The sequence below is a fragment of the Kitasatospora sp. NPDC089509 genome, from assembly GCF_044749365.1.
GTDB lineage: Bacteria > Actinomycetota > Actinomycetes > Streptomycetales > Streptomycetaceae > Kitasatospora.
The window spans coordinates 19,916-42,161 of record NZ_JBIVHS010000015.1; the positions used below are offsets into that span (position 1 = coordinate 19,916).

Below are 22,246 nucleotides of genomic sequence, written 5' to 3' on the forward strand. Positions count from 1 at the left end.
CGGGGGCGTGTCACCGGACCGTCGCCTTCATCAGGAAATCGACCGGCTCCTCCCCTAGGGTCGAAATGCCGACGCCCGTCGCGCGGCGATCACAGCCCCGGCCCGGGACCCGATGGGAGCGGCCATGCCGTCGTACCCCTTCCACACCACCCGCGAGGACCTGCGCATCCCGCTGCCCGACGGCACCGAACTCGCCGCCCGGCTGTGGCGCCCGGTCAGCGACGAGCCCGTCCCCGCCCTGCTGGAGTACTCGGCCGACCGCCTCGGCGACCGCACCGCCGCCGCCGACGCCCGCCGCCACCCCTGGTACGCCGGCCACGGCTACGCCGCCGTCCGCGTCGACACCCGTGGCCACGGCAACTCCGGCGGTCTGCCCGGCGAACCCGGCGGCGCCCGGGAACTCGACGACGGCGCCGCCGTCGTCGAGTGGCTCGCCCGCCGCCCCTGGTGCAACGGCCGCCTCGGCCTGCTCGGCACCGGCACCGCCGCCACCACCGCGCTACGGCTCGCCGCCCGGACGCCGGGAACCGTCGGCGCGGCCGTCGCCGCCTGCCCCGAAGGCGGCCACCGGCTCGGCGGCGCCGTCCTCGCCGCCGACCTCCACACCCGGCTCACCGCCCTGATCGCCGACGCCGCCCTGCCACCCGACCCGCGCCACCTCGGCGACGCCTGGCGGCCCGGCTGGCTCGCCCGGCTCGAATCCCTGGACCCCCCGGTCGACGCCTGGCTCGCCGCCGGGGACACCACCGTGCCGGTGTCCGTCCCCGTGCTCGCGGTGGCCGGCTGGGGCGACCCGTCCTGCTCCTTCGTGCTCCGCCTGCTCGCCGAGTCCCCCACCGCCCGCGCCCTGCTCGGCCCCTGGCCGCACGGCCTGCCCGAGGCCGCCCTGCCCGAGACCCTGCGCTGGTGGGACCACTGGCTGCGCGGCGTCGACACCGGCGCCGCCAAGGAACCCGCCCTGCGCAGCTGGATCAGCACCCGCTGGACCGGCGAGGACGCCTGGCCCTCCCCCGACGTCCGGGAGATCCACTACGACCTGGACGGCCAGCTGCGCACCGCCGGCACCGCCGCCCACGAACGCTACGTCCCGGTCCGCTCCCCCCAGCACACCGGCCTCAACGCCGGCGCGTACGTCCCGCACGGCCGCCCCGCCGACCAGCCGCCCGACCAGCGCGAGGAGGACGGGCGCTCGGTCTGCTTCGACTCCCAGCCACTGCCCGAACCGGTCGAACTGCTCGGCGCCCCCACCGCCCGGCTGCGGCTGCGGCCCACCGACACGCCCGTCCAGGTGGTCGCCCGGCTGTGCGCCGTCGGCCCGGACGGCACCTCCGCCCTGCTCACCCGGGGCGTCCTGGCCACCGCCGCTGCCGACGTCGAGCCGGTCGAGGCCGAGGTCGAGCTCGCCGCCTGCGCCGCCACCGTCCCGGCCGGGCACCGGCTGCGGCTCGCGCTCTCCTCCGTCTACTGGCCCTGGGTGTGGCCGAGCGCCGACGACACCGGCTACGCCCTCGACCCGTCCCGCTCCACCCTCAGCCTGCCCGTCCGCCACCTCGCCGCCGACGTCGGCGCCACCCCCGTCACCCTCGCCACCCCCGCACTGCCCGACCCGCTCGACATCCACCTCACCGAACCGCTCGCCGCCCGGCCCGAACACGTCACCGTGCACGACATCGGCCGCCACGAATGGCGCACCGAACTCTCCCCCGCCACCGACGGCACCCGCACCCACCCCGACGGCCTGGTCCGCGACGAGCACACCGTCACCGCCTACCGCGTCCTCACCGGCGCCCCACTCAGCGCCCAGGCCCGCACCGACCACACCGTGCGCCTGGAACGCCCCGACATCGGCTGGGACATCACCGTCCAGACCCGCACCCAACTCCGCTGCGACGCCGACCACTTCCTCAGCGTGGTGCAGCTGAGGGCACTGGAGGCGGGATCGGTGGTGTTCACCCGCGAGTGGCAGCACCGGGTCCCCCGGGAGGGTCCCGCGCAGTAGCTCCCGCCCGCTCCGCCGCCCCTGGGACAATGGGAAAAGGCGTTGGGCCCGCGGTGGGCGGGCCGGTAACGTGCGGGGACGATCGAGGGGGCGGGTGCGGGTGCGGCCGATGCTGTTGCTGGACGTGGACGGGCCGTTGAACCCCGAGGCGGCGAAGCCGTACCGGCGGCCCGAGGGGTACGGGACGCACCGGTTGATGACGCCGCGCTGGCGGGCCGCGGAGCGGCGGCGGCTGGCGGCGTGGGGGCTGCCGCACAAGGCGCCCAAGCCGCTGCGGGTCTGGCTCGACCCCGGGCACGGGCCGGCGCTCGCCGCGCTGCCGTTCGACCTGGTGTGGGCGACGACCTGGGAGGAGGAGGCCAACTCCTTCATCGGGCCGCTGCTGGGACTGCCCGAGCTGCCGTTCATCGCCTGGTCCGAGCCGCGGCCCGAGACGGCGGGCGGGGTGTTCTGGAAGACTCCGGAGATCGTCGCCTGGGCGCGGGGCCGCCCGTTCGCCTGGGTCGACGACCACATCACGGACGCGGACCGCGCCTGGGTCCGGGCCCGCCACGACGGCCCGGCGCTGCTCCACCACGTCGACCCGAGGACCGGGCTGACGGCGGACGACTTCACGCTGCTGGCGGACTGGGCGGACGGGTTGCGGTGACACCACTGCGCGGGAAGTCGGACCAGCCGACTTCCCGCGCAATTCCCGCGCACCGGGAGCGGGTTCAGCTCCCGGCGACCGGGACGGCGCTCCCGTAGATCCGGGCGATGTTCTCGGCGCTGCGCTCCTCCTGCATGGCCGTCACCTTCCGGACCACCAGCACGGCGAAGACGGCGGCGGCCAGTTCGGACAGGTCGGAGCCGATCATCCAGACGACGCCTTGCTGGTAGTCGTCCGGGAAGCGCGCCCCGTCGGTGATCTGGGTACCGGCCCGGCTGAGGATGTTGGCCAGCCAGAACGTCGCCCACCAGAGGTTGAGCACCGTCTCCGAGAGCGGCTCGCGCACCCCGAGGGCGTCCGGCCGGGCGCCGGCCTGCCAGACGTCCTGGGCGATCTGCCGGGGGAACCAGAAGCAGACCACCGGGGTGAACCAGGCGCCGATCGCCCAGCCGCGCCCACGCCGGTGACCGTGGGGGTTCAGCACCTCGGCGTTCACCCGCACCCGGTAGAACCAGGTGATGAAGGCGGCCGCCGAGCCCGCCAGGGCCAGGTAGTACAGCAGGAACGCGAGCAGGGACAGCGCGAACGGAGCACCGAAGGCCGTCTCGTCGCCGAAGGGGACGGAGGCCGGCAGGTCACCGGCCGCCCCGTACAGGAGGACGTCGGCGACGAGCCGGAACAGGGTCACTGCGCCGCACACGACGAGCAGGACGGTGGCGACGGTGGCGGTCGTTCTCGGCGACCGGTACACGGCGGGCGAAGGCATGGGTGTAGGAGCTCCAGGTATGGACCAAAGTGACGGGGCGCAACGTTAGGGCCCCGACAGCTTCGTGCACCAGCTGTTTTCGGGATCAGTATGGTGACGGGCTCTGACAGTGCAGGGGTACGGAGGAAGTCGGCGGGGCCGACTTCCTGTGCAGGCGAACCCATCTGACGGCCCGGTCCAGCGGACCCGGCGGGGCGGCGGCGCGGCCCGCTCAGCCCGGACGGTGGGCGACGGCGGCGAACATCGTCACCGACAGGTGGAAGGCGCCCTGTTCGGCGGCGGCCGTCAGGTCGGCGTGGAGCCGGTCGCCCTGCTCCTCCGTGATCAGGCCGCGCCCCCGCGCCGCCGTGGTCAGCCCGCGGACGATCGGCCAGACGACGGTGCGCGGATCCTGCAGCAGCACGTCGGCGCCCACGTGGTCGACCGTCAGGCCGGCCGCCGACAGCCAGCCCGTCAGACGGCGCCCCGCGTCCGGGGTGGCGGCGGTGGCCTGGGCGACGGCGGCCAGCGCGGGCCGCACCTCCGGGGCGACCGGGTGCAGCACCAGGGTCGCCCAGTCCGTGTCCAGCAACGCGACCCGGCCGCCCGGACTCAACACCCGGGCCAACTCGCCGACGGCCCGGGCCGGTTCGTCCAGGTGCTGGAGCACCCGCTCGCACCAGACCAGGTCCGTCCCGCCGTCGGGCAGCGGCAGGGCGAGCGCGTCACCGTCCACGAACCGGGCCGTGCCGCCCGCCTCGACCGTTCGCCGCTCGGCGACGGCGCGCAGGCCGGGGTGGGGTTCCAGGCCGGTCGCGGTACCGGCCGGGCCGACCGCCGCCGCGAGCACCCGGGTCTCCGAACCGGTGCCGGACCCGACGTCCAACGCCCGCTCACCAGGACGCGCGGCCACCTGCGCGTGCGCCCACGCCCGCAGCCGCCGCACTCCGGGGTTCGCGGCCTGGGCGTCCAGCGCGGCGACCAGGCGATCGGTCAGCGCGGGATCGGCGTTGGGCGCATGGAAGGCCGAGGTGGGGCGGGGGCGCGGATCGGACATGTCGCCCACTATAGGGAGAGGACGGTCGGCGCCGGGGGTTATCGTGACCGACCGTGCGAACCACGAACTGGGACCAGGTACGGCAACGCCTGCTCGCGCTGCACGAGCAGCGGGCGGCCCACGACGACGACCCGGCCGCGACCACACTCGCGGCCCCGCTCGCGGCCCCGCTCACCGAGGCCCAGGTCGACGAGGCGGAACGGCAGTTCGGCATCACCTTCCCGGCCGACTACCGCGACTTCCTGCTCAAGGTCAGCGCGGGCGGGCACTTCCCCCGGGAACTGCGGCCGGGGCCGAGCGGCTGGCACTGGGCGGATGACGAGGACACCGACCTGACCCGCCTGGGCACGCCGTTCCCCGATCACGACACCGCATGGGCAGCGGCCGACGAACACTGGGACAACGCCCCGCGCGAGGAGGACCACGACACCACCGAGGACTGGCTCGACGCCCGCGCCGCCTGGTCCGACGCCGCCGAGGCCGCCGAGCGCGACCGGGTCACCGGTGCCATGTTCCTCAAGGGCCACGGCCACAACTTCTCCGCGCTGCTGATCGTCACCGGCCCGCACCGCGGCGAGATGTGGTTCGACGGACGACCGACCTGCGACCGCCTCAACCCACTGCTGACGGACGAGGGCCGGCCGGCGGGCTTCACCGACTGGTACCTCGACTGGCTGCGCCACGAGGAGCGGTTGATCACCCCGGAACAGCAGGAGGCCGACCGCCGACGGCGGCGGGTCGGCAAGGAGACGCCCATCTGGCTGCGCTGGTTCGACACCTGGGGCGAGGAGAACTGCGGTCACTGAGGATTCCTGTCGGGCCAACCGCTGCTCTGTGTAAGCTGGTTGCGTTGATGTGGCAACGGGCCCACGCACTCGGTCACCGGCAGCCGGGGTGGGGCGAAGGGCTCTGGAGAGTCGCCCGCAGGTGTTGTCGCTCTTCTTCCATACACACGACAGACAGTCGACCTGTCTCTCCAGCCGCCGCCGGACGGCTCCATGGGGGGATTGGAGTCGCATGTCTACCTCGGACAATGTCACTCGTCTGGCCAGACGCATCCAGAGGCTGACCGGCCTACCGCTTTGGCGGTCTCGTGAACTCGCGCGCCAGGTAAGGGTCTTCGTAAAATACCCGGCCCCCGACGCCACCACCCATGCCCAACGGCGCTTCGAAGCCATGGTGGTGGGCGTGCTCGCCAATGCGTTCCGCGATCGTCAGCGCGACGGGGCCATGCTGGGGGTTCTCTTCGCGACGCACGACGGAGACGGGCTCACACTGCATCTTCACCCGGAGATGGCAGACGAGGCGGTGGGTGAACTACTGGCCGGCTGGACGGGTGCCCGCCGCGCGGTCGAGGGAGTCCCCGGCGTGCGATGGTCCGCCCGAGACGGGCGGCTCGTCATCGAGAGCGCGATCTTCCCCGCCCGCATCACTCTGGTCCGAGCTGACGGTGCACCGCTCTGGGTGCCGGACGAACTGCCGGACGAGATCGTTCTGGTGGCCCTCCAGAGCGAAGTCGCCCACGCCAGCAGCTGGGACCGACCCGACGCCTCGGATGTCCGCGATCTGTTGTGGAGCCGGCTCCTGCGCCGTCCGACCCTGCTGAACCGGGCCGCCGCCGCCCACGGCGTGGCCAACTGCTACACGCACGACGTCGTCGACCTGGTGATCGAATGGTGCTGCGGCGACAGCGTGGAGGCGCTCCTCGCCGCTCTGCTGGCCCACGGTTTGGCCGACGGCCTGGCCGACGGGCTCGCCGTGGCACACGCGGCCGAGTTCTACCGGGCCTCGGCGACCGCCATGATCGGTGGCCGAACGGTCGTGCTGAGGCGACACGGTCTCTGCGATCACGAGGACTCTCCGGACGCCCCCACCTCGGACCGGGCGGAGGCCGTCCGATGACCCCCACCCTTGCCCTGGCCGGCGCCCTGCTGTGCGGCGTGGTGAGCGGAGCGATCCGGGCTTGGCGTGACGTCCTCGTGCTCCGTCGCCTGGAACGCCTGATGACCGGCTGCACTCCCCGCCAGCGCGCCGAGGTGGCCCGGACCATCGCGGCGACTCTTCAGCGCCCCGGCCATCCCCAACTGCCCTCAGTTGCAAGGAAGGTGGACGAGATCGACCGGTAGCCGCCCGGCGGGTCCGACCGGGCGGCGTGGGGAGGGGCAAGGGGTCAGGCCACCGGTTCGCGGTCGCGGGTGGGGGCGGTCACGGTGGTGTCGTCCGGGCGGTGGGGCATCCGCAGGACGGCGAGCGCGCCGAGGGCGACGACGGCGATGGCGAGGAGCAGGAGGGTGAGCAGGGCGAGGCCGATCAGGAGTCGCACGGGGTGTCGTCCTCGGTCTTGTCGTGGGAGCGGAGGAGGGCGAGGAGGTTGATCACGGTGCTCGCCGGGGCGTTGCCGAAGCGCACGAGGACGCGGCCGTCCACGACGCTGTCGGTGGTGGCCGAGGGCCAGAGGAGGCCGAAGTTGCGGCCACGCTCGGCGAGCTCGGCGAGCAGGTAGGTGATTTCGAGCTCGGTGTAGGTGCGCATCAGCGGGTCGCCGGGCTCGATCGGGCCGCGAGGGCTGCGGTCGTCAGCGCTCACGCGGCGGCGTCCAGCTCGAACCAGACGGATTTGCCCCCGGTCTTACGGGGCTCCGTGCCGAAGCGGTGGGTGAGCGATCGGACGAGGTGCAGGCCCCGGCCGGAGAGGGCGTAGGGGTCGGAGTCACCGCGCGGGGTGGGGAACAGCGGGTTCTGGTCGCTGACGGAGACGCGGAGGACGTCTCCGAGGATCAGGACGACCACGATGGGCGCCGCACAGCCGCCGTGCCGCCAGGCGTTGACGAAGAGTTCGAGGAGGGCGAGCTCGGCGTCGGGGACGAGGTCGGGCTTCCACCGGGCGCGCGAGGTGGCCTCGCGCAGCTCCTCGCGCGCGGCCGACCAGTCAGGGGGGATGTCGAGGGAGAACACGAAGGAACCTCCGCGGGGGCGAAATGGATCACTCATCGCCGCATGCCGGCAGGCACGCCTCAGGCAACGGCGAGACCACAGGGCCGCCGCATACGCAGCGCATGCGGCCCACTACGCTCAGCATGGAGCCCGTGCGGCAGTCGACGCAACTCACTCGCCAATAGTCGCAAATTTGCAAATCGAACCTGAATTCGGCGGCTGAGACTGCCCGTTGTCGGTAGCGCGGCCGCAGCTTGCGTGGGCAGACTGGTCAACTGACAGCTCAGGAGGGGACAAGATGGCAGTCTCGACCGTTCGTCGGCGGAGGCTTGGTGGCGTACTGCGGAAGCTGCGCGAGGAGCGGAAGCTCACCGCAGAGACAGTCGCGGAGGCCACCGGGATGAGCCAGGCCAAGCTCACTCGGATTGAGACCGCTCACACGGCTGCCAAGGTCGAGGACGTCAACAAGCTCCTCGACTACTACGGTTGCGACGACGAGGACTACCGGGCCGGGCTGATCGCCATCACCAAGGACGGGAACAAACGCGGCTGGTGGCTGAGCTATCGCGATGTCATCAACTCCACCGCGACCGACCTGATCCTCCTGGAAGCCGACGCGACCACCTATCGGACTTACGAGCCGGCCTTCATTCCAGGACTCTTCCAAACCCCCGACTACGCGCGCATCGTCATCGACCGGCTTCGCATCGACTCCGGCGGTTCAGTCGAGGATCTGGTTCAGGTTCGGATGGCACGCCAATCCATCCTGACACGCCCGAATCCCGTACAGGTATGGGCGGTCATCAATGAGGCAGCGCTCTGCTCGAACGCCAACCGCCCGGAAATCATGGCCCCGCAATTGGACAGGCTCTTGACGCTCAGCCGCCTGCCCAACATCAACATCCAGGTCATGCCGATCGGTGCGGCGGTCCACCCGGGAATGAGCGGAGCGCTCACGCTGATGGGGTTCCCGGAGCGCAAGGACCTCGACGTCGTCCTGGTCGAAGGGCTGGTGAGCAGCATGTGGGTCGAGGATCCAGCCGATGTGGAGCTCTGCGGGGCGAAGTTCCAGGAAATCACGGCAGAAGCAATGTCCGTCGACTCGTCGCTCGCCTTCATCACCACACAGAGAGACAAGATCAAGTGACTCGACCGACCTTCAAGAAATCCACATACAGCGGCGGAGACGTCAACTGCGTCGAGGTTGCCACCCCGGGCGGCGCCAGCTGCTTCATACGCGACGCAAAGGACCCCACCGGTCCAATACTGGAGTTCGACCGCACGGCCCACTTGGCCTTCATCAACGCTGTTGCCGCCGGAGAGTTCGACTTCGGGCTCGTCTGACACCACAAGGAGCCTCACGTGTCTGATGCCGTCTTTCGAAAGTCGTCCCACAGCAACGATTCCGGCAACTGCGTCGAACTCGGCGTGCTCGTGGAGACCGCGACCTTCAAGACGTCGTCGCATAGTGGCGGCAATGACAACTGCGTCGAGATCGCCCACCCGGGCAGCTCGGTCTCACTCATCCGCGACTCGAAGGACCCATCCGGCCCCTCTCTGGCCTTCGATCGTGCGGCGCACACGGCCTTCATCAGTGCTGTCACAGCCGGGGAGTTCGACTTCGGACTCCTCTGAGCACCATCTCACGGCGCCTCGCCCGACCCCGGGCGAGGCGCCGCCCGCGTTCACTCCCCGTCGGGGACCTCCACGATCAGCAGCGTTCCCCTGCTGCCCGCCCGCACCGCGTGGCGTTTGCCCGCCGGGATCCGGCACGCTTCACCGGCAGCGACCGTCAACTCCTCCTCTTCCAGCTCCAGTTCCAGGACGCCGTCGACGACGAACAGCACCTCGGCCGTTCCGTGCTCCTCCTCCGGCAGCTCCCGGCCGTCCATCCGCAGCACCTTCACGGCCGCCGTCCCGACCCTCCCCAGCACCACCGAACGCCAGGCGTCAGGCAGTTGGGCCGCTTCCTTCTTCACGTCCACCAAGCTCATGACCAGGGACGCTACCCGGGCCGGCCGTCGCGTTGGTCGACCGTTTGGCAAAACCTGCCAGGATCACCAGGGTGAACGCTCGCGCGCTGTACGAGGCGCTCCTCGACACCGACGGCCCCTACGAAGCCGTCATCGACCCCTGGCTCGCCCAGCCCTCCACCTCCGCCTACCGCGCACGCCTCCACACCGCCGCTACTCCGCACTGGGCCGACCAGGACCTCCTGGAGGAGCTCTACGCCCTCAGCCGGGTCAGCGACTACCTTCTCCTCGATCCCCAAATCCCGCCGTACCTGAGCCTGTTCGCCGCGCTCGGCATGACGGCCTTCGACGACCGCTCCTTCGACCCCTTCCTGCACGAGATCGTCGAGGTCGAACAAGCCGAGGACCCCCACTCCCCCATCGAGATCCTCGACCACCACTGGCCCGGCCTGATGCTCGGCGAGTTGCTGTTCAGCCGGGCCGGCGTCCGGGTCCGGGCGGGCGTCGCCCACGCCGAGCGCGGGGTCGCCGACCGCTGGCCGCTCTACTGGACCCACCGCCGCGCCCACCGCCCCACCCGCGATCTCTCCCAGGGCTGGGGCAACAACTCCCAGTGGCGCACCGACTTCCGCCTCGACTACCGCACCCCCGACGGCGACCTGCTCAACGCCGCCGAGTCCACCCCGATCGACGGCCGCCCCGACCTCCACCCGGACCACCCCGCCAACCTGGCCCCCGAGGAGCGCCTGCTCACCCCCGCCGAACGCCGCGAACTGCTCCGCCACCGCACCTTCCTGCGCGCCCCCGCGGCGGCCACCGGCCCCGAGTGGGCGGGGGACCTGTTCCCGTGGGAGTGGCGGCTTCCCACAGACCTCGGGTGAGGGCTGGATCACTGCGCATGATCACATTGGTTGATAGGTAGAGGCGCATGGAAGAACTTGTACGCCTCGAAGACGTCCGGGACGCCGCAGCCGGAGGCGCCCACCTCCTCTGGGCCGCGCAGGGTCAGCACGACGGTCGGCTCGGTCCGGGGGTGCGGGCCTGGCGGCACGGGACGGCCCTGGCGGTGGCGAGCCCCGACCTCTCCCAGCGGGACCGGCTGGCGGTCGACGGTGCCCCGGCCGACGTCACCCACCTGGTGCGGCACGTCCTGGCGGACCTCGGGCCGACGTACCGCCCCGTCGGCCCGGCCCCGCTGATCGAGGCCGTGACCGGCGCGAGCCCCGGCCTCGCCCCGGTCGCCGAGTTCTACTGGATGGAGACCTCGACCCCGCCCCCCGGCTCCCCCTCCCCCGGGGTGCGGTGGCTGGACGACGTGCAGGTGAAGGAGGCGACCTCGCTGTTCGACCGCTTCTTCCCCGACTCGTACGCGCAACCGGACGACGGCGGCCCGCACCGCTGGGCCGGGATCGTCGGCCCCCTCGGGGACGGCGCCCAGCCCGAGCCCCTGGCCGTGGCGGCCGACGCGTGGTCGGCCGCGGACTGCGGGTTCCTGGCCGGCGTGTGCGTGCACCCGGACACCCGCGGGCGCGGGCTGGCGCAGGCCGTCTGCGGCTTCGTCCTCGACACTCTGATGCGCCGGCACGGGCGCGCCGCGCTGATGGTGCACGAGGACAACCAGGCTGCGATCGCCGCCTACGAGCGACTGGGCATGGCCAGGCGGCTGTTCGGCGTGGCCCAGGTCGTGTCCCCGTAGGAGCCGTAGGAGCCGTAGGAGCCGTAGGACTCAGGCGTGGTCGGCGAGCAGCTCGCCGACCACGTGCCGGGCGGTGCGCACCATCCGAGGGTTGCTGTCCCGGTAGTAGTCCAGCTCCATCAGCGCGACGGACAGCGCCCAGCCGCGCCCCCGGTCCCAGGCCGCGTCGTCGGCGGCGACGGCCGTCCGGAAGGCCGCGCGCACCGGGGCGGGGAGCACGTACCAGGCGGTGATCAGGTCCACGGCCGGGTCGCCGAGGCCCATGCAGCCGAAGTCGATGACGGCGCCGAGCCGCCCGTCGGCGTCCACCAGCAGGTTGCCGGGCTGGAGGTCGGCGTGGATCCAGACCGGCGGGCCGGGGTGGTCGGCAGCACCAAGTGCCGTTTTCCACAGGGACGTTACGGCAGCCACGTCCACCTCCCCTGCCAGCCCGGAGAGCGCCCGCCGGACCGCCGCGTCCCGCGACGCCAGCGACGCGCTGCGGTAGGAGGCCGGGCCGCCGGCCGGGTCGACCCGGTGCATCGCGGTTACGAAGGCCGCCAAGTCGGCGGCCAGCAGCGCCGGTTGGCGCACCGACCCGGCCACCGGATTGACGCCCGCCAGCCACCGCAGCACCGACCACGGCCACGGGCACCCGTCGACCGGCTTCCCCAGCCCCACCGGAACCGGTACGGCGAAGGGGAGTTCGGGGGCCAGCCGGTGCAGCCAGGCCTCCTCCTTCTCGATGTCCTCGACCGCCCCGGGGATGCGCGGGATCCGGATCACCAGGTCGGCGCCCAGCCGGTACATCGCATTGCTGGTCCCGGCCGAGTCCACCGCCTCGACCGGCAGGTCGGCCCACTGCGGGAACTGCCCGGCGACCATCCGCCGTACCAGCGCCTCGTCGATGTCCAGTTCGTCCACGTGCATCTTCCCGGCCATGACGCCCGACCCTGCCAGCGTCCACCGGTCCCGGCAAACCAATTATCGGCGGCCCGGGCCGGCGCCCGCCCGCCACACCCCGGTGCGGATCCACCGGCGGTTGAGGACACAGGTCACGACCGGTCCGACGAACGCGGCCAGCAGCCACAGGAGCCAGAGGGCCCGACTGCGATCATGGTCCTGCCACCAGCCCGGAAGCACCAGTGCCAGCAGGAACGGCGCCACCAGGAGCACCGCCCAGGTCGCCATCCAGGTGATCACCACACGCGCCACGACATCCATGCGTCCCCCCACCCCGGGCCGTGTTTGAACGTGTTCAATATAGCCCGGGCAGGCGGATCACGGGGCGCGGCCCGGCCCGCTCACCCCCGCACCGCGAGGTCCTGGCTCCCCACCACCCTGAGCAGCTTCAGCGCCGAGTGCGAGGACGTGCCGGGCGCGGCCGTGTAGAAGACCGTCCACTGGTCCCGGTGCGGGTCGTGCAGCGCCTCGCAGTCCAACTCCAGCGGGCCGACCACCGGATGCACCAGGCGCTTGGTGGTCGAGCGCCGCATCTCCACGTCCTGCCGCGCCCACAGCTCGCGGAACTCCGCACTGGTGGCGAGCAGCCGGTCCACCAGCCGGCGCACGCCGCTGTCGGCGGGGTAGCGGGCGGCGGCCGAGCGCAGATCTGCGACCGCCCCGCGGGCGAACAGGTCGTGGTCGGCGGGGTGGTGGAGGTCGCGGGCCGCCGGGTCGGTGAAGAACCGCCAGACGAAGTTGCGCTCACCGGGCGGCAGCGCGGAGAAGTCGCCGAGCAGCGCGGCCGCCATCGCGTTCCAGGCGAGGATGTCGCGGGCGGCGCTGCAGACCATCGCCGGGGTGTCGTCCAGCCGGTCGAGCAGGTGCAGCACGCCGGGCCGCACGTCACGCGGCAGCGCGCTCGGCGGCAACGGCGGCTCGCCCACCAGGTGGTGCAGGTGCGCGGTCTCGTCCTCGGACAGCCGAAGCGCCCGGCCGATCGCGCCGATCATCTGCCGGGACGGACGCGGTCCCCGGCCCTGTTCGAGCCGGATGTAGTACTCCACCGACATGCCCGCCAGCTGCGCCACCTCCTGGCGGCGCAGGCCCGGGGTGCGGCGCCGCCCGCCCGCCGGCAGGCCGACGTCGGCGGGCTGGATGCGGGCGCGCCAGCGCCGCAGGAAGGCGGCCAGCTCCGCCCGGTCCACGTGTTCCACCCCCCAAGTCTCGCCCGACCGCCGCAGCGTGACCATGGCATCGCCGGTACCACCCTCGACAGTGCCCTCCCGCACCCGGCGCCGCCCGACCACAGTTGCCCCCATGACCAACGAAGACCACCGCATCGCCCTGATCACCGGCGCCAACAAGGGCATCGGCCTCGCCACCGCCCGCGAACTCGCCCGCGCCGGACACACTGTGCTGATCGGCGCCCGCGACCCCCGACGCGGCACCGAGGCCGCCGCCGGACTGACCGCCCAGGGCCTCGACGCCCGCTACGTCCGCCTGGACGTCACCGACCCGGCCACCGTCGCCGCCGCGGCCGCGCTCGTCGCCGCCGAATACGGCCGGCTGGACACCCTGGTCAACAACGCGGGCATCACCCGGGACTTCGGCCACACCCCGGAGACCCTGCCCCTGGACGACCTGCGCGCGACCTACGAGACCAACGTGTTCGGCGCCGTCACCGTCATCAACGCGATGCTGCCGCTGCTGCGCAAGTCCCCCGCCGCACTGATCGGCAACGTCTCCAGCGGCCTCGGCAGCTCCTCCGTGCTCGCCGACCCGGACACCCCGGCCGCCGAGTACGCGGCCCTGCTCGGCTACAACACGTCCAAGTCCGCGCTCAACGCCGTCACCATGGTCTACGCCCGCACCCTGCGCGCCGACGGCATCAAGGTGCACTCCCTCGAACCCGGCCACTGCGCCACCGACCTCAACCACCACTCCGGCCCCGCCGACGTCGAGGAGGGCGGCCGCCGGATCGCCCGCCAGCTCGACGAGGCGCTGACCGTACCGACCGGCCAGTTCTTCCACGCGGAGGGCGGCCGCTACCCCTGGTAGCCGGCACTCGCGGCGACCAGCCCCGGCAGCCGCCGCATGTCGTCGAAGACGACCGTGCCCGGCCCGGCCAGCCGCTCCGCCGCCGTCACCCCGCCCGCGTAGCCGAGCGCCCGCATCCCGGCGGCCCGGGCGGCCAGCACACCCGGCCCGCTGTCCTCCACCACGAGGCAGCGGGCCGGCTCGACGCCCATGCGGCGCGCGGCGTGCAGGAACAGGTCGGGCGCGGGCTTGCCGCGCCCGACCTCGGTCGCGCTGAAGATCCGCCCCTCGAACCGCCCGTACAGCCCGGTCCGGCCCAGCGTGTGCCGCATCTTCTCGTGCCCGCCACTGGACGCCACACAGGTCGGCAGCGTGAGCGCGGCCAACGCGTCCAGTGCCTCCACCACCCCGTCCACCGGCGTCAGCCCGGCGTCCACGGCCTCGGCGTGCAGCGCGCGGAAGCGCTTGTCGAAGAGCGTCGCGACCTCCTCACCGAGCCGCTCGGCCACCATCGCGTGATTGGCCGCCTCCGACCGCCCGACGAACCGCTCGACCACCTCGGCCTCGGTCAGCGGCCAGCCGAACTCCGCCCCGAGTTGGACGAGGACGCGGACGGCGATGATCTCGCTGTCCACGAGGACGCCGTCGCAGTCGAATATCACCAGGTCTATGGGGGTGGTCATCCGATCAGCATAGGACCCGCCCCGGTCGGTCGGTCCGGGACAGGGGATCCACTCATTGCACCGACCTCATCCAGTCGGTCATCGCGGGACCGTAGGAATCCGCCGGCGGCTCGGCCGGAAGCTGGATCCCGGCGTCGCAACGAAGTTCCCTGGACGCCACCTCGGCCAGCTTCAAGGCCGAGTCGGCCAGCAGTCGACGCTGATTGGACGTCAACTGCCCTTGATCCTGGCCATAACCGGCGGCCCGACCGAAGACGCCGACGTCCACGAAGTACGGGACCGAGAAGTGGTCGGCCTCGTGAGGCCGGGTCCAGCAGCGGAAGTAGACCCTGGTGCCCTCGCTGGTGAAGTTCCCGCCGCCATCCTGATCGCGGGGAAGGGAAACCGATTGCAGAAGCAGTGAGGGCATTTGCTTCGGCGTGAGACCGTCCGTCGACGGGGGCTCGGGGTAGCCCTTGTCCTGCTTCACGACCGCGCTGACGAGTTGGTGTTCGCCCTGCATACCCCTACAGGCACCCATCACCGCGAAGTCGTCCTGGTGAACCGTCCGCAGTGGCCTCTGCGTCGCCGTGACGTCCTCGTTGTCCACCACGAACGCACGCAGCGTCTGCTCGTCCAGCGTTCCGAAGCACGAGACCGAGGGCACCGCGGCGAAGGAGTCGGGCCGCCACTCCTGCCAGGCCGGCCAAGCCCCCGCCAGCACCCCGATCGCGAGCACGGCCATCCCGACCCGCCGCCACCGCCGCCCGTTCCACTTGCTGTCAGCCATTGACGGCCCGTCCGAAGCGGCCGGCGGCGTACGTACCGCCGGCCAGCACGCCCTTCGCGGCGCCCGTGGCCAGTGCTTGGATCCGCTCCTGATTCAACCCTGTTCCCTGCGCGGCCTGTTCCACCGTCTTCTTGGCGGACGCGGCAGCCGCATTGAAGCCCTCGTCATCCGCACGCGTGGCCGGGTCAGCGGTGTTCGGATCGATGTAGTAGCTCGACGCCACCTGATCGATGAAGTAGTTCACCGGCAGCGAAAGACCCTTGCCGACACCAGGTAGATCCCCCGCCACCCTGCCGCCGGTCACAGCCCAAAGCGCTTTCCCCCACATGGCGTTCTGGCCGATGGAGTCGTTGTACGCCTTCGCCTGACCCTTCATCTCGTCCACCAACCCGGCGGTCCGGCCTGCGGTGAGATATCCGGCCACCTCGCCGCCGGAGTGTGCCGCGTTGGTCACGGCCAGGTCGAACTCAGGACCGTAGGCGTCGCGGTGAAGCATCACGTCCTGGATACGCGCCGTCGTATAGGCCTGCTGGGCCTGGGCGATGGCGCCGAAGGCGTCCGGGTTGCGGCCCAGGGCCCCCAACAGCTTCTCGGCGTTCCCCTGATTGAGCTTCGCCGGCGCGCCATAGGTCGTCAGCGCGCCGTCCTCCGGGTTCAGCGCCACGTGCACATCACCCATGTAGGCGGCCGTCAGATGGCCCAAGCTGGGCGCGAGGTCCGCGAAGTCAGCCCCCTTGCGGAGCAGCTTGGGACCTTCGCCGCTCCCGAAACGGTCGACCACATCGTGCATCAGCTTCGCCATCTCGGGTGTGTGCTGCGGCAGCGGCGCGTCCTGAGCGTCGAAGGCGCGTCCGGTGGTGGCCGCCTCCAGCGCGTGACCGAGGGCGAGGACACCGGGCGACTCCGGGTGGCCGCTGGGGATGTAGTCGTTCCCCTTCACGATGTCCTGGAGCGGCGACTGGTCACCCCCCGCAGTCAGCGCCGTGAGGTAGTCGTTCGGCTGGTGGTATGCCCTGACCGACCCGTCGAGGTTGTACGCCGTCTTGTCGTCGCTGAAGAACTTGGTCGCGGCCTCGGGATTGTGCCCGAGCGCATCCAGCACGCCTGCCATCGGGTTGAAGCCGCCCGTCTGGGGACCTTGCAGCAGCTTCATCCGGTCCAGGTCTGCACCGATCCAGGGCGTCGTGGTGAAGAAGCCCGGCATCTCACTGAGCTGGGTGACGTGTTCGGCGACCGGGTTGAGGAAGTGCGCGTCGTAGGTCCCGTTCCGCAGGATGTTCGCCAGGATCTGGTAGCCGTACGGCTGCACGCTGCCACCGGCCCGCTTGCCATCCGGCAGGATGTCCACCCGGGTCGCCCCAGCCTTGCGCAGCCCGGCCTCCCACTCGTCGGACAGGTGCGGGAAGTTGTGGCTGTCGGTGGCGCTGGCCAGTGCCGTGCCGAGGTTCTTCTGGAGGTCGGTGATGGCCTGTGGCCTGTTGCCACCCTTGTCGGCCGAGGCGGCGGCCAACTGGCCGTAGTACTTGAGGAAGCCGTCCGGCCCGAGCCGCCCGTAGAAGGCGGTGGTGAACTGCGGGTTGTTGGCGTTGGCCTTCAGGGTCTTGTTGAGCTCGTCGAGTTGGGCGTCGGAGAGGTTCCCGGCCAGCTTCAGGAGGTCGGCCGCCTTCTTGCCCTGCTCCTCCGGTCCCGTCGACGGCTGGAACGCGGTCCGGCTCTTCCCGGTGGCACCGCCGAGCGCCGCGGCGGCTGCGGTGTCGGCCGCCTTCGCGCGGGCCACGGCCTTCGCGATGTCCTGCCCCACCGACTGGGCCAGTGCCTTGTAGGTGGTGGCGTAGGTCGGGTCGTGCTTGTCGGCGTCGCTCGTCGGCGCGGGCCAGCTGATGTTGGCACCGTCCGCGTCCACGGTCAGGGAGTGGTCGGCGGCCCGCTTGAGCGCCGCGTCCAGATCGGCTCGGGCGGCGGCGAGTTCGGTATGGGCGTCGCGCAGGGCCTTGCCGATCGCGCTGGCCTCCTCGAAGGCCGCGTCGAGCTCGTTGCGGGTCTTGGTGATGGTGGCGGCGGCCCGTTCGGCTGCGTCGCCCCGCCAGTTCGACCCCTGAAGCGGCGTGAGGATGTCGCCGGTGAACTCGGAGGAGAGCTTCCAGTCGCGGGTCAGCGACTCGAAGGCCGAGGCCAGGGTGTCGATGCCTTTGAACGTCTCCTGGCGCAGGTCGGAGTAGGTACTCATGTCACCGGCCTCAGTTCGTCTTCAAATTCTGGGCGTTCACCTGATCGGCGCGCTCATACTGGTCGGCGTTGCTGGTCAGACCGGTGGAGATGTCCGCTATGGCCTGGCTGGTCGCCTGCGCCTGCGCCTGCCACAGCTCGTGCGCGGCCTGGACCGCCCCCACGATCGCCCAGTCCTTGGACATGCCCTGGAGACTGCTCTGGAGGTCCTTCCACACGTCCTTGGTGGCCTTGTCGAAGTCGGTGTGCAGGGTGCCCGCGTTGGTCCCGGCCTTGCGCAGCGCGTCCGGGCTCACCCTCACCGTCGACTGGCCGGGCGCCGCCGCGGCCACCGGTGGCGGTGCCCACCCCGGGGCCGCCGCGCCCGAGGCTGCGGCGGCGAGGTCGGGGAACCGTTTCTTCGCGTCCTCCGTCAGGTTCCCCGATTTGTCGAAGAGCCACGGATTCACCTTGCGCTCGAAATCCAGGTCAGTCACTCGTCCCCGCCCAAACTGTGTGTCCCCACCGACAGATCGTTCTTTCGTTCGACCCAGTGCGCAGCCTAACCATCGGTCGTTGCCGTGTAGAAAACTTGAGCAAAACCTGAGTAAGCGCCAGGGCCCGACGGACTCAGCCGCCGGGCCCTTCCTACCGACCGGGTGTCAGCCGGTCTGGATGGAGGTGTCGTCGATCACGAAGCTGGTCTGCAGCGAGGCGTCCTCGGTGCCGGTGAACTTCAGGGTGACGCTCTGGCCCGCGTACGCCGACAGGTCGAAGGTGCGCTGCTGGTAACCGGCCGCGGCGTCCACGTTGGAGTAGGTCTTCAGCGTGGTCCCGTTCACCGCGACGGTCAGCTTGTCGTACGCCGTCGAACCCGTCTCCGCGGTGTCGATGTGCAGCCAGAAGCTCAGCGTCGCCTTGCAGCCCGCCGGGATGGTCACCGTCTGGGACAGCGTGTCCGTGTGGGCACTGCCGTAACCGTCCAGGTACGCCTTCCAACTACCGCCGTGGGCCGGCTCCGAGGAGCTGTTGTCGATCACACCGGACGACGCCGTCCACGGCGACGCCGTACCCGTCTCGAAGCCCGGGTTGCCCAGCAGCTGCGCCGGGGTGCAGGAACCGCCACCACCACCGGTGACCGCCCAACCGAAGCTGGTCGTCGCGGACTTGCCCGCCGAGTCGGTGACGGTCACGGTGACGGTGGAGCTGCCCGCCGCGGTCGGCGAGCCGGAGATCCGGCCGGTCGAGGAGTTGATCGACAGGCCGGCCGGCAGCCCGCCGGCCGCGTAGGTCAGCGGGGCCGTCCCGCCCGAGGCGTTGATCTGCAGGCCGACCGCGCCGCCCACCGCGGTGGACTGGTCGCCGGGGCTGGCGACGGTGACGGCGGCGCCGGCCGGCTTGGTGAGCAGGCAGCCGGGGACGGTGAGGTCGACGGCCCGGGAGGAGTTCAGGCAGGTGGTGAACCAGTAGGTCTCCTCACCGTAACTCTGGCCCTTGAAGGCCTTGGTGGAGCCGTCGGCGGCGACCTCGCACGGGTTGTCGAGGGTGCACATCTCGCCGTTGTCGTTACCGGTGTTGTTGATGCCGACGATCCGCCCGCTCGCGGAGTCGATGATCGGCGAACCGGAGGTGCCGTGCGTGGTGTTGCAGCCGGAGCTGTAGCGCAGCGAGTCGTGCCAGGTCCACTGGTCCTCGCGCAGGGTGGGCACGAATCCGTTGACGGAGCAGTTCCAGACCTGCTTCCAGTACGAGGACGGGATGTACATCGAGGAGCCGTCGGCCGGGTGGGTGTCGCTGACGGTCAGCGCGGTGGCGCCGTACTTGGAGCTGATCGACGCGAAGGTGTCGGTGAGGCGGTAGAGGGTGACGTCGGTGCCGGTCATCGTCGCGTAGATCACCTGGTCGGCCTGGACGGTGCCGAGGGCGTTGCCCGCGCCGTCCAGCAGGGTGCCGCTGCGGCTGGCGGCGACGTTCTGGATGACCTGGCCGTACGGGGGCATGGTGGGCAGGCAGTGCCCGTTGGTGAGCATCATGGCCCGGTCGCCGGCCACCGAGGAGGGGAAGCGGACCAGCGAGGCCGAGCAGTCGTCGAGGGCGATGGTCGACGTGAGGTCGGCGGCCTGGACGGCGTGCGCGGGGGCGGCGGCGAAGACCAGCCCGCTCGCGACGACCGCACCGGTACCGGCCATCGCGACAAGTCTCTTGAACATGGCTCTCCTTGTGGGGGATCGCGGGCGACCCGACTGGTCGTCGGGGCCCGCGCCCGCACGAAAGTGCCATGGTCACTTCAAGAGGTCAACGGTTCCTGCACAACTCGCCACTGTCAGGCCCCTGTTGTGCCATGAGATGGCAATCCCTTGTCCTGGTATGCCCGTTACGGGCTACGGCTGCGGCGCCGAGTTCACATTCTGCCCCTCGGTCTTGGCAGTCCCCTTGCCGTCCTGAGGATGAATGGTGATCTTCCACAGCGTCCCGCCGTCCTCCGGCGTGAAGTCGTGCTTGTCCTGGAACTTGACGAAGTCACAGTTCTGGGTGAACTGCCGCGCGTCCGGGTCCCAGTCGACGCCGGTGGTGTAGTAGAAGTCGTACGAGCCGTCCTGGACGCCCTTGACGGTCGCCACCTGCCCCTTGGCCGCGAACACCGAGGCCAGCGAGGTGCCGTTCCGGGCGATGGTGAAGACCAGGTCCGTCGTGGCGTTGTTGGTGACCTCCAGCGTGCCCTGGCCGCCCTTGCCGCCGTCCCGGACCATGGTGCCGTTCTCCAGCGTCCGCGGCTGCGCGGGCAGCTTGGGGAGCTGCGGAACGGTGGCGTTGACCGGGACCCCGGCCTCCTTCAGCTTGGCGAGGGCCGCCGTGACGCCCGTCATCCCCTGCCCCGCGCCGAGCCGCCCCTGGCCGACCGCCAGGGCACAGAGCTTCTTGGCCTTGACGTCCGCACGAACCGCCGAAGCGTCGGTGGAGAGCGTCGTCAGCGCGTTCACCAGGTCGGTGCGCCCGGCCACGGCCTCGCCGGGCGCGGTGGCGGCGTTCAGGTCCCGGACGGCACGACCGGTACCGGCCTCGACGACGCCGAGCGCGCGGTCGAGTTCACCCATGTCCTTGGCCGCGGACACCTTGCCCAGGCCCGTGTCGATCGACTCCATGGCCTGGCCCAGCACCGAACCGAACGGCGACGGGGTCGGGGTCGGCGTTGCGCTCGGCGCCGCCGTACCACCGCCACCCCCGCCCGAGCACGACACGAGCAGCAGCGCCGCACCGACGGCCAGTACGGATCTACCGGCAGACCCCGCGAACTTCACAACCCCACCCCGATGGCGTCCCGTGCACACAACGTGCACATGCGGAGCGAGATGATGCCGATCACCAACCACCCCGGTCAACCGGTTTGGAACGATCACCCGAAGGGGCCGTTCCGGCCCTCCCGTCGGGGTCAACTACGATCGGGCCCGTGCTCAGTCTCACCGGACTCCCCCTCCAGATCATCGCCTCGGTCCTCGCGATCGTCGTCTTCGTCGCCACCATGTGGTTCTGGCCGAAGTTCGGCGGAAAGGGCTGGAAGTCCTGGCTGGGCCGGATCGGGGCCTTCCTGGCCACCCAGCTGGCGGTGCTGGCCGCCATGGGCCTGATCGCCAACAGCTACTTCGGCTTCTACAGCTCCTGGACCGACCTGCTCGGCACCAGCGGCGGGCTCGGCACCGTCGTCGACCACCAGCCCAACGCCTCCGGCGTGCGGGTCACCGGCGAGCAGAAGTTCTACTCCTCGCAGGGCTCGGAGCCGGACCGCTCCGGGCAGATCCAGAAGGTCGACGTCAAAGGAGCCGGCACCGGCCTGAGCACCGAGGCCTACGTCTACCTGCCGCCGCAGTACTTCCAGCCGGACTACGCCAAGCAGCGCTTCCCGATGGCCGTCGTCCTCACCGGCTACCCGGGCACCCCGGAGAAGCTGATCTCGCTGATGCAGTACCCGGCCTCCACCCTGGACGCCATCGAGCAGAAGAAGCTGCCCCCGACCATCCTGGTGATGACCCGCCCCACCCTCGTCGACAACCGGGACACCGAGTGCGTCGACGTGCCGAACGGCCCCCAGGTCGAGACCTTCTTCACCACCGACCTGCCCAAGGCGCTCGCCACCACCTACCGGATCGGCACCGACCCGGCCAACCGGGCCGTGATCGGCAACTCCACCGGCGGCTACTGCGCGCTCAAGTTCGCCCTGCGCAAGCCCGACTCCTACCCGGCCGCGATCGCGCTCTCCGGCTACTACAGCGCGGCCCACGACGCGACCACCGGCGACCTGTTCGGCGGCAACGACAAGCTCAAGCAGGAGAACGACCTGCTGTGGCGGCTGAAGAACCAGCCCGCCGCCCCGGTCTCGCTGCTGCTGACCACCGCGTACGACGAGAACAACTACGGCGAGACCAAGGACATGGTCGCCGCCTTCAAGGCCCCCACCAAGATGTCCACCATCACCCTGGACACCGCCGGCCACAACTTCCACACCTGGACCCGGGAGATCCCCCCGGCCCTGGAGTGGCTGGGCAAGCACATCACCATGCCGCCGGCCGCCGCCTGAGCC

Annotated in this window: 26 protein-coding genes and 2 pseudogenes; 12 read left to right on the forward strand and 16 right to left on the reverse strand. The window is 71.2% G+C overall.

Annotated elements, in window-relative coordinates; translation table 11 throughout:
- Positions 1 to 124: 124 nt before the first annotated feature.
- Positions 125 to 1,999, forward strand: coding sequence for a CocE/NonD family hydrolase (locus ACIP4P_RS27505; protein WP_400922862.1), 1,875 nt, complete (start codon positions 125 to 127; stop codon positions 1,997 to 1,999).
- A gap of 109 nt (positions 2,000 to 2,108) precedes the next feature.
- The gene (locus ACIP4P_RS27510; protein WP_400922864.1) at positions 2,109 to 2,648 is read left to right on the forward strand and encodes a hypothetical protein; all 540 of its coding nucleotides are present in this window, start codon (positions 2,109 to 2,111) and stop codon (positions 2,646 to 2,648) included.
- A 64-nt stretch (positions 2,649 to 2,712) separates the two neighbouring features.
- On the opposite strand, the gene ACIP4P_RS27515 is transcribed toward ACIP4P_RS27510, so the two are convergent.
- Positions 2,713 to 3,414, reverse strand: coding sequence for a DUF4328 domain-containing protein (locus tag ACIP4P_RS27515; protein WP_400922866.1), 702 nt, complete (start codon positions 3,412 to 3,414; stop codon positions 2,713 to 2,715).
- Between the two features lie 211 nt (positions 3,415 to 3,625).
- A complete protein-coding gene (locus tag ACIP4P_RS27520) occupies positions 3,626 to 4,450 on the reverse strand; it encodes a methyltransferase domain-containing protein (RefSeq protein WP_400922868.1) in 825 nt (274 codons plus the stop codon).
- Positions 4,451 to 4,503: 53 nt separating this feature from the next.
- Between ACIP4P_RS27520 and ACIP4P_RS27525 the strand changes: the two genes are divergently transcribed.
- The 3 genes from ACIP4P_RS27525 (at position 4,504) to ACIP4P_RS27535 (ending at position 6,576) form a co-directional block, all read left to right on the forward strand.
- A complete protein-coding gene (locus ACIP4P_RS27525) occupies positions 4,504 to 5,256 on the forward strand; it encodes an SMI1/KNR4 family protein (protein ID WP_400922870.1) in 753 nt (250 codons plus the stop codon).
- 211 nt (positions 5,257 to 5,467) lie between these two features.
- On the forward strand, positions 5,468 to 6,352 hold the full coding sequence (locus ACIP4P_RS27530; RefSeq protein ID WP_400922871.1) for a hypothetical protein: 885 nt from the start codon (positions 5,468 to 5,470) through the stop codon (positions 6,350 to 6,352).
- Positions 6,349 to 6,576 carry a hypothetical protein gene (locus tag ACIP4P_RS27535; RefSeq protein ID WP_400922873.1) on the forward strand — a complete coding sequence of 76 codons (228 nt, stop codon included), beginning with the start codon at positions 6,349 to 6,351 and terminating at the stop codon, positions 6,574 to 6,576. Before ACIP4P_RS27530 ends, ACIP4P_RS27535 begins: the two co-directional genes overlap by 4 nt.
- A gap of 44 nt (positions 6,577 to 6,620) precedes the next feature.
- Here ACIP4P_RS27535 and ACIP4P_RS27540 read toward each other — a convergent pair whose 3' ends face one another.
- From ACIP4P_RS27540 to ACIP4P_RS27550, 3 genes are read right to left on the reverse strand one after another with little or no spacing between them, the layout of a single operon-like run.
- Positions 6,621 to 6,773: a hypothetical protein gene (locus ACIP4P_RS27540; protein ID WP_350518012.1), complete on the reverse strand. Its 153-nt coding sequence runs from the start codon at positions 6,771 to 6,773 to the stop codon at positions 6,621 to 6,623.
- Positions 6,761 to 7,036, reverse strand: coding sequence for a hypothetical protein (locus ACIP4P_RS27545; RefSeq protein ID WP_400922875.1), 276 nt, complete (start codon positions 7,034 to 7,036; stop codon positions 6,761 to 6,763). The genes ACIP4P_RS27540 and ACIP4P_RS27545 overlap by 13 nt, the downstream gene beginning before the upstream one ends.
- The gene (locus ACIP4P_RS27550) at positions 7,033 to 7,404 is read right to left on the reverse strand and encodes an ATP-binding protein (protein WP_400922877.1); all 372 of its coding nucleotides are present in this window, start codon (positions 7,402 to 7,404) and stop codon (positions 7,033 to 7,035) included. The genes ACIP4P_RS27545 and ACIP4P_RS27550 overlap by 4 nt, the downstream gene beginning before the upstream one ends.
- Positions 7,405 to 7,681: 277 nt before the next feature.
- On the opposite strand from ACIP4P_RS27550, the gene ACIP4P_RS27555 reads away from it, so the two are divergent.
- Genes ACIP4P_RS27555 through ACIP4P_RS27565 form a run of 3 tightly spaced genes read left to right on the forward strand, consistent with a single transcriptional unit; the run spans position 7,682 to position 9,018 of the window.
- A complete protein-coding gene (locus tag ACIP4P_RS27555; protein WP_400922879.1) occupies positions 7,682 to 8,530 on the forward strand; it encodes a helix-turn-helix transcriptional regulator in 849 nt (282 codons plus the stop codon).
- Positions 8,527 to 8,727 carry a DUF397 domain-containing protein gene (locus ACIP4P_RS27560; protein WP_400922881.1) on the forward strand — a complete coding sequence of 67 codons (201 nt, stop codon included), beginning with the start codon at positions 8,527 to 8,529 and terminating at the stop codon, positions 8,725 to 8,727. Before ACIP4P_RS27555 ends, ACIP4P_RS27560 begins: the two co-directional genes overlap by 4 nt.
- An 18-nt stretch (positions 8,728 to 8,745) precedes the next feature.
- Positions 8,746 to 9,018, forward strand: coding sequence for a DUF397 domain-containing protein (locus ACIP4P_RS27565; protein WP_400922883.1), 273 nt, complete (start codon positions 8,746 to 8,748; stop codon positions 9,016 to 9,018).
- 50 nt (positions 9,019 to 9,068) lie between these two features.
- Here ACIP4P_RS27565 and ACIP4P_RS27570 read toward each other — a convergent pair whose 3' ends face one another.
- Positions 9,069 to 9,377 carry a cupin domain-containing protein gene (locus ACIP4P_RS27570; protein WP_400922885.1) on the reverse strand — a complete coding sequence of 103 codons (309 nt, stop codon included), beginning with the start codon at positions 9,375 to 9,377 and terminating at the stop codon, positions 9,069 to 9,071.
- 71 nt (positions 9,378 to 9,448) lie between these two features.
- Between ACIP4P_RS27570 and ACIP4P_RS27575 the strand changes: the two genes are divergently transcribed.
- Together ACIP4P_RS27575 and ACIP4P_RS27580 are read left to right on the forward strand one after the other, a co-directional pair.
- The gene (locus ACIP4P_RS27575) at positions 9,449 to 10,237 is read left to right on the forward strand and encodes a hypothetical protein (RefSeq protein WP_400922887.1); all 789 of its coding nucleotides are present in this window, start codon (positions 9,449 to 9,451) and stop codon (positions 10,235 to 10,237) included.
- A gap of 47 nt (positions 10,238 to 10,284) precedes the next feature.
- Positions 10,285 to 11,052: a GNAT family N-acetyltransferase gene (locus ACIP4P_RS27580; protein ID WP_400922889.1), complete on the forward strand. Its 768-nt coding sequence runs from the start codon at positions 10,285 to 10,287 to the stop codon at positions 11,050 to 11,052.
- A 30-nt stretch (positions 11,053 to 11,082) separates the two neighbouring features.
- Here ACIP4P_RS27580 and ACIP4P_RS27585 read toward each other — a convergent pair whose 3' ends face one another.
- From ACIP4P_RS27585 to ACIP4P_RS27595, 3 genes are all read right to left on the reverse strand, one after another.
- Positions 11,083 to 11,973 (reverse strand): aminoglycoside phosphotransferase family protein, encoded by an 891-nt coding sequence (locus ACIP4P_RS27585; RefSeq protein WP_400922891.1) that lies wholly within the window; start codon positions 11,971 to 11,973, stop codon positions 11,083 to 11,085.
- Positions 11,974 to 12,015: 42 nt separating this feature from the next.
- Positions 12,016 to 12,255, reverse strand: a complete 240-nt coding sequence (locus ACIP4P_RS27590; RefSeq protein WP_400922893.1) for a hypothetical protein — start codon at positions 12,253 to 12,255, stop codon at positions 12,016 to 12,018.
- A gap of 80 nt (positions 12,256 to 12,335) precedes the next feature.
- Positions 12,336 to 13,190: a helix-turn-helix transcriptional regulator gene (locus ACIP4P_RS27595; protein ID WP_400922895.1), complete on the reverse strand. Its 855-nt coding sequence runs from the start codon at positions 13,188 to 13,190 to the stop codon at positions 12,336 to 12,338.
- A gap of 103 nt (positions 13,191 to 13,293) precedes the next feature.
- Between ACIP4P_RS27595 and ACIP4P_RS27600 the strand changes: the two genes are divergently transcribed.
- The gene (locus ACIP4P_RS27600; RefSeq protein WP_400922897.1) at positions 13,294 to 14,034 is read left to right on the forward strand and encodes an SDR family NAD(P)-dependent oxidoreductase; all 741 of its coding nucleotides are present in this window, start codon (positions 13,294 to 13,296) and stop codon (positions 14,032 to 14,034) included.
- On the opposite strand, the gene ACIP4P_RS27605 is transcribed toward ACIP4P_RS27600, so the two are convergent.
- The 7 genes and pseudogenes from ACIP4P_RS27605 to ACIP4P_RS27635 form a co-directional block, all read right to left on the reverse strand.
- Positions 14,022 to 14,696: an HAD family hydrolase gene (locus tag ACIP4P_RS27605; protein WP_400922899.1), complete on the reverse strand. Its 675-nt coding sequence runs from the start codon at positions 14,694 to 14,696 to the stop codon at positions 14,022 to 14,024. The genes ACIP4P_RS27600 and ACIP4P_RS27605 overlap by 13 nt on opposite strands.
- Positions 14,697 to 14,748: 52 nt before the next feature.
- Entirely contained in the window at positions 14,749 to 15,465 is a 717-nt protein-coding gene (locus ACIP4P_RS27610; protein ID WP_400922901.1) for a hypothetical protein, read from the reverse strand.
- Entirely contained in the window at positions 15,458 to 17,692 is a 2,235-nt protein-coding gene (locus ACIP4P_RS27615; RefSeq protein WP_400922903.1) for a hypothetical protein, read from the reverse strand. The genes ACIP4P_RS27610 and ACIP4P_RS27615 overlap by 8 nt, the downstream gene beginning before the upstream one ends.
- A 10-nt stretch (positions 17,693 to 17,702) precedes the next feature.
- Positions 17,703 to 18,167 (reverse strand): WXG100 family type VII secretion target, encoded by a 465-nt coding sequence (locus tag ACIP4P_RS27620; RefSeq protein WP_400922905.1) that lies wholly within the window; start codon positions 18,165 to 18,167, stop codon positions 17,703 to 17,705.
- A 165-nt stretch (positions 18,168 to 18,332) separates the two neighbouring features.
- A pseudogene (locus ACIP4P_RS27625) lies at positions 18,333 to 19,061 on the reverse strand (putative Ig domain-containing protein); the annotation flags it as partial.
- Between the two features lie 201 nt (positions 19,062 to 19,262).
- Positions 19,263 to 19,880 (reverse strand): annotated as a pseudogene (locus ACIP4P_RS27630) (trypsin-like peptidase domain-containing protein); the annotation flags it as partial.
- Positions 19,881 to 20,051: 171 nt separating this feature from the next.
- Positions 20,052 to 20,813 carry a hypothetical protein gene (locus tag ACIP4P_RS27635; RefSeq protein WP_400922907.1) on the reverse strand — a complete coding sequence of 254 codons (762 nt, stop codon included), beginning with the start codon at positions 20,811 to 20,813 and terminating at the stop codon, positions 20,052 to 20,054.
- Positions 20,814 to 21,118: 305 nt separating this feature from the next.
- On the opposite strand from ACIP4P_RS27635, the gene ACIP4P_RS27640 reads away from it, so the two are divergent.
- Positions 21,119 to 22,243 carry an alpha/beta hydrolase gene (locus ACIP4P_RS27640; RefSeq protein WP_400922909.1) on the forward strand — a complete coding sequence of 375 codons (1,125 nt, stop codon included), beginning with the start codon at positions 21,119 to 21,121 and terminating at the stop codon, positions 22,241 to 22,243.
- Positions 22,244 to 22,246: the final 3 nt, after the last annotated feature.

Bases quoted from the DNA above. Each gene is read 5' to 3' on its own strand.
- ACIP4P_RS27505 (WP_400922862.1), top strand. From the start codon at position 125: ATGCCGTCGTACCCCTTCCACACCACCCGCGAGGACCTGCGCATCCCG.
- ACIP4P_RS27510 (WP_400922864.1), top strand. From the start codon at position 2,109: ATGCTGTTGCTGGACGTGGACGGGCCGTTGAACCCCGAGGCGGCGAAG.
- ACIP4P_RS27515 (WP_400922866.1), bottom strand. From the start codon at position 3,414: ATGCCTTCGCCCGCCGTGTACCGGTCGCCGAGAACGACCGCCACCGTC.
- ACIP4P_RS27520 (WP_400922868.1), bottom strand. From the start codon at position 4,450: ATGTCCGATCCGCGCCCCCGCCCCACCTCGGCCTTCCATGCGCCCAAC.
- ACIP4P_RS27530 (WP_400922871.1), top strand. From the start codon at position 5,468: ATGTCTACCTCGGACAATGTCACTCGTCTGGCCAGACGCATCCAGAGG.
- ACIP4P_RS27535 (WP_400922873.1), top strand. From the start codon at position 6,349: ATGACCCCCACCCTTGCCCTGGCCGGCGCCCTGCTGTGCGGCGTGGTG.
- ACIP4P_RS27555 (WP_400922879.1), top strand. From the start codon at position 7,682: ATGGCAGTCTCGACCGTTCGTCGGCGGAGGCTTGGTGGCGTACTGCGG.
- ACIP4P_RS27570 (WP_400922885.1), bottom strand. From the start codon at position 9,377: ATGAGCTTGGTGGACGTGAAGAAGGAAGCGGCCCAACTGCCTGACGCC.
- ACIP4P_RS27580 (WP_400922889.1), top strand. From the start codon at position 10,285: ATGGAAGAACTTGTACGCCTCGAAGACGTCCGGGACGCCGCAGCCGGA.
- ACIP4P_RS27585 (WP_400922891.1), bottom strand. From the start codon at position 11,973: ATGGCCGGGAAGATGCACGTGGACGAACTGGACATCGACGAGGCGCTG.
- ACIP4P_RS27590 (WP_400922893.1), bottom strand. From the start codon at position 12,255: ATGGATGTCGTGGCGCGTGTGGTGATCACCTGGATGGCGACCTGGGCG.
- ACIP4P_RS27600 (WP_400922897.1), top strand. From the start codon at position 13,294: ATGACCAACGAAGACCACCGCATCGCCCTGATCACCGGCGCCAACAAG.
- ACIP4P_RS27605 (WP_400922899.1), bottom strand. From the start codon at position 14,696: ATGACCACCCCCATAGACCTGGTGATATTCGACTGCGACGGCGTCCTC.
- ACIP4P_RS27610 (WP_400922901.1), bottom strand. From the start codon at position 15,465: ATGGCTGACAGCAAGTGGAACGGGCGGCGGTGGCGGCGGGTCGGGATG.
- ACIP4P_RS27615 (WP_400922903.1), bottom strand. From the start codon at position 17,692: ATGAGTACCTACTCCGACCTGCGCCAGGAGACGTTCAAAGGCATCGAC.
- ACIP4P_RS27635 (WP_400922907.1), bottom strand. From the start codon at position 20,813: ATGGAGTCGATCGACACGGGCCTGGGCAAGGTGTCCGCGGCCAAGGAC.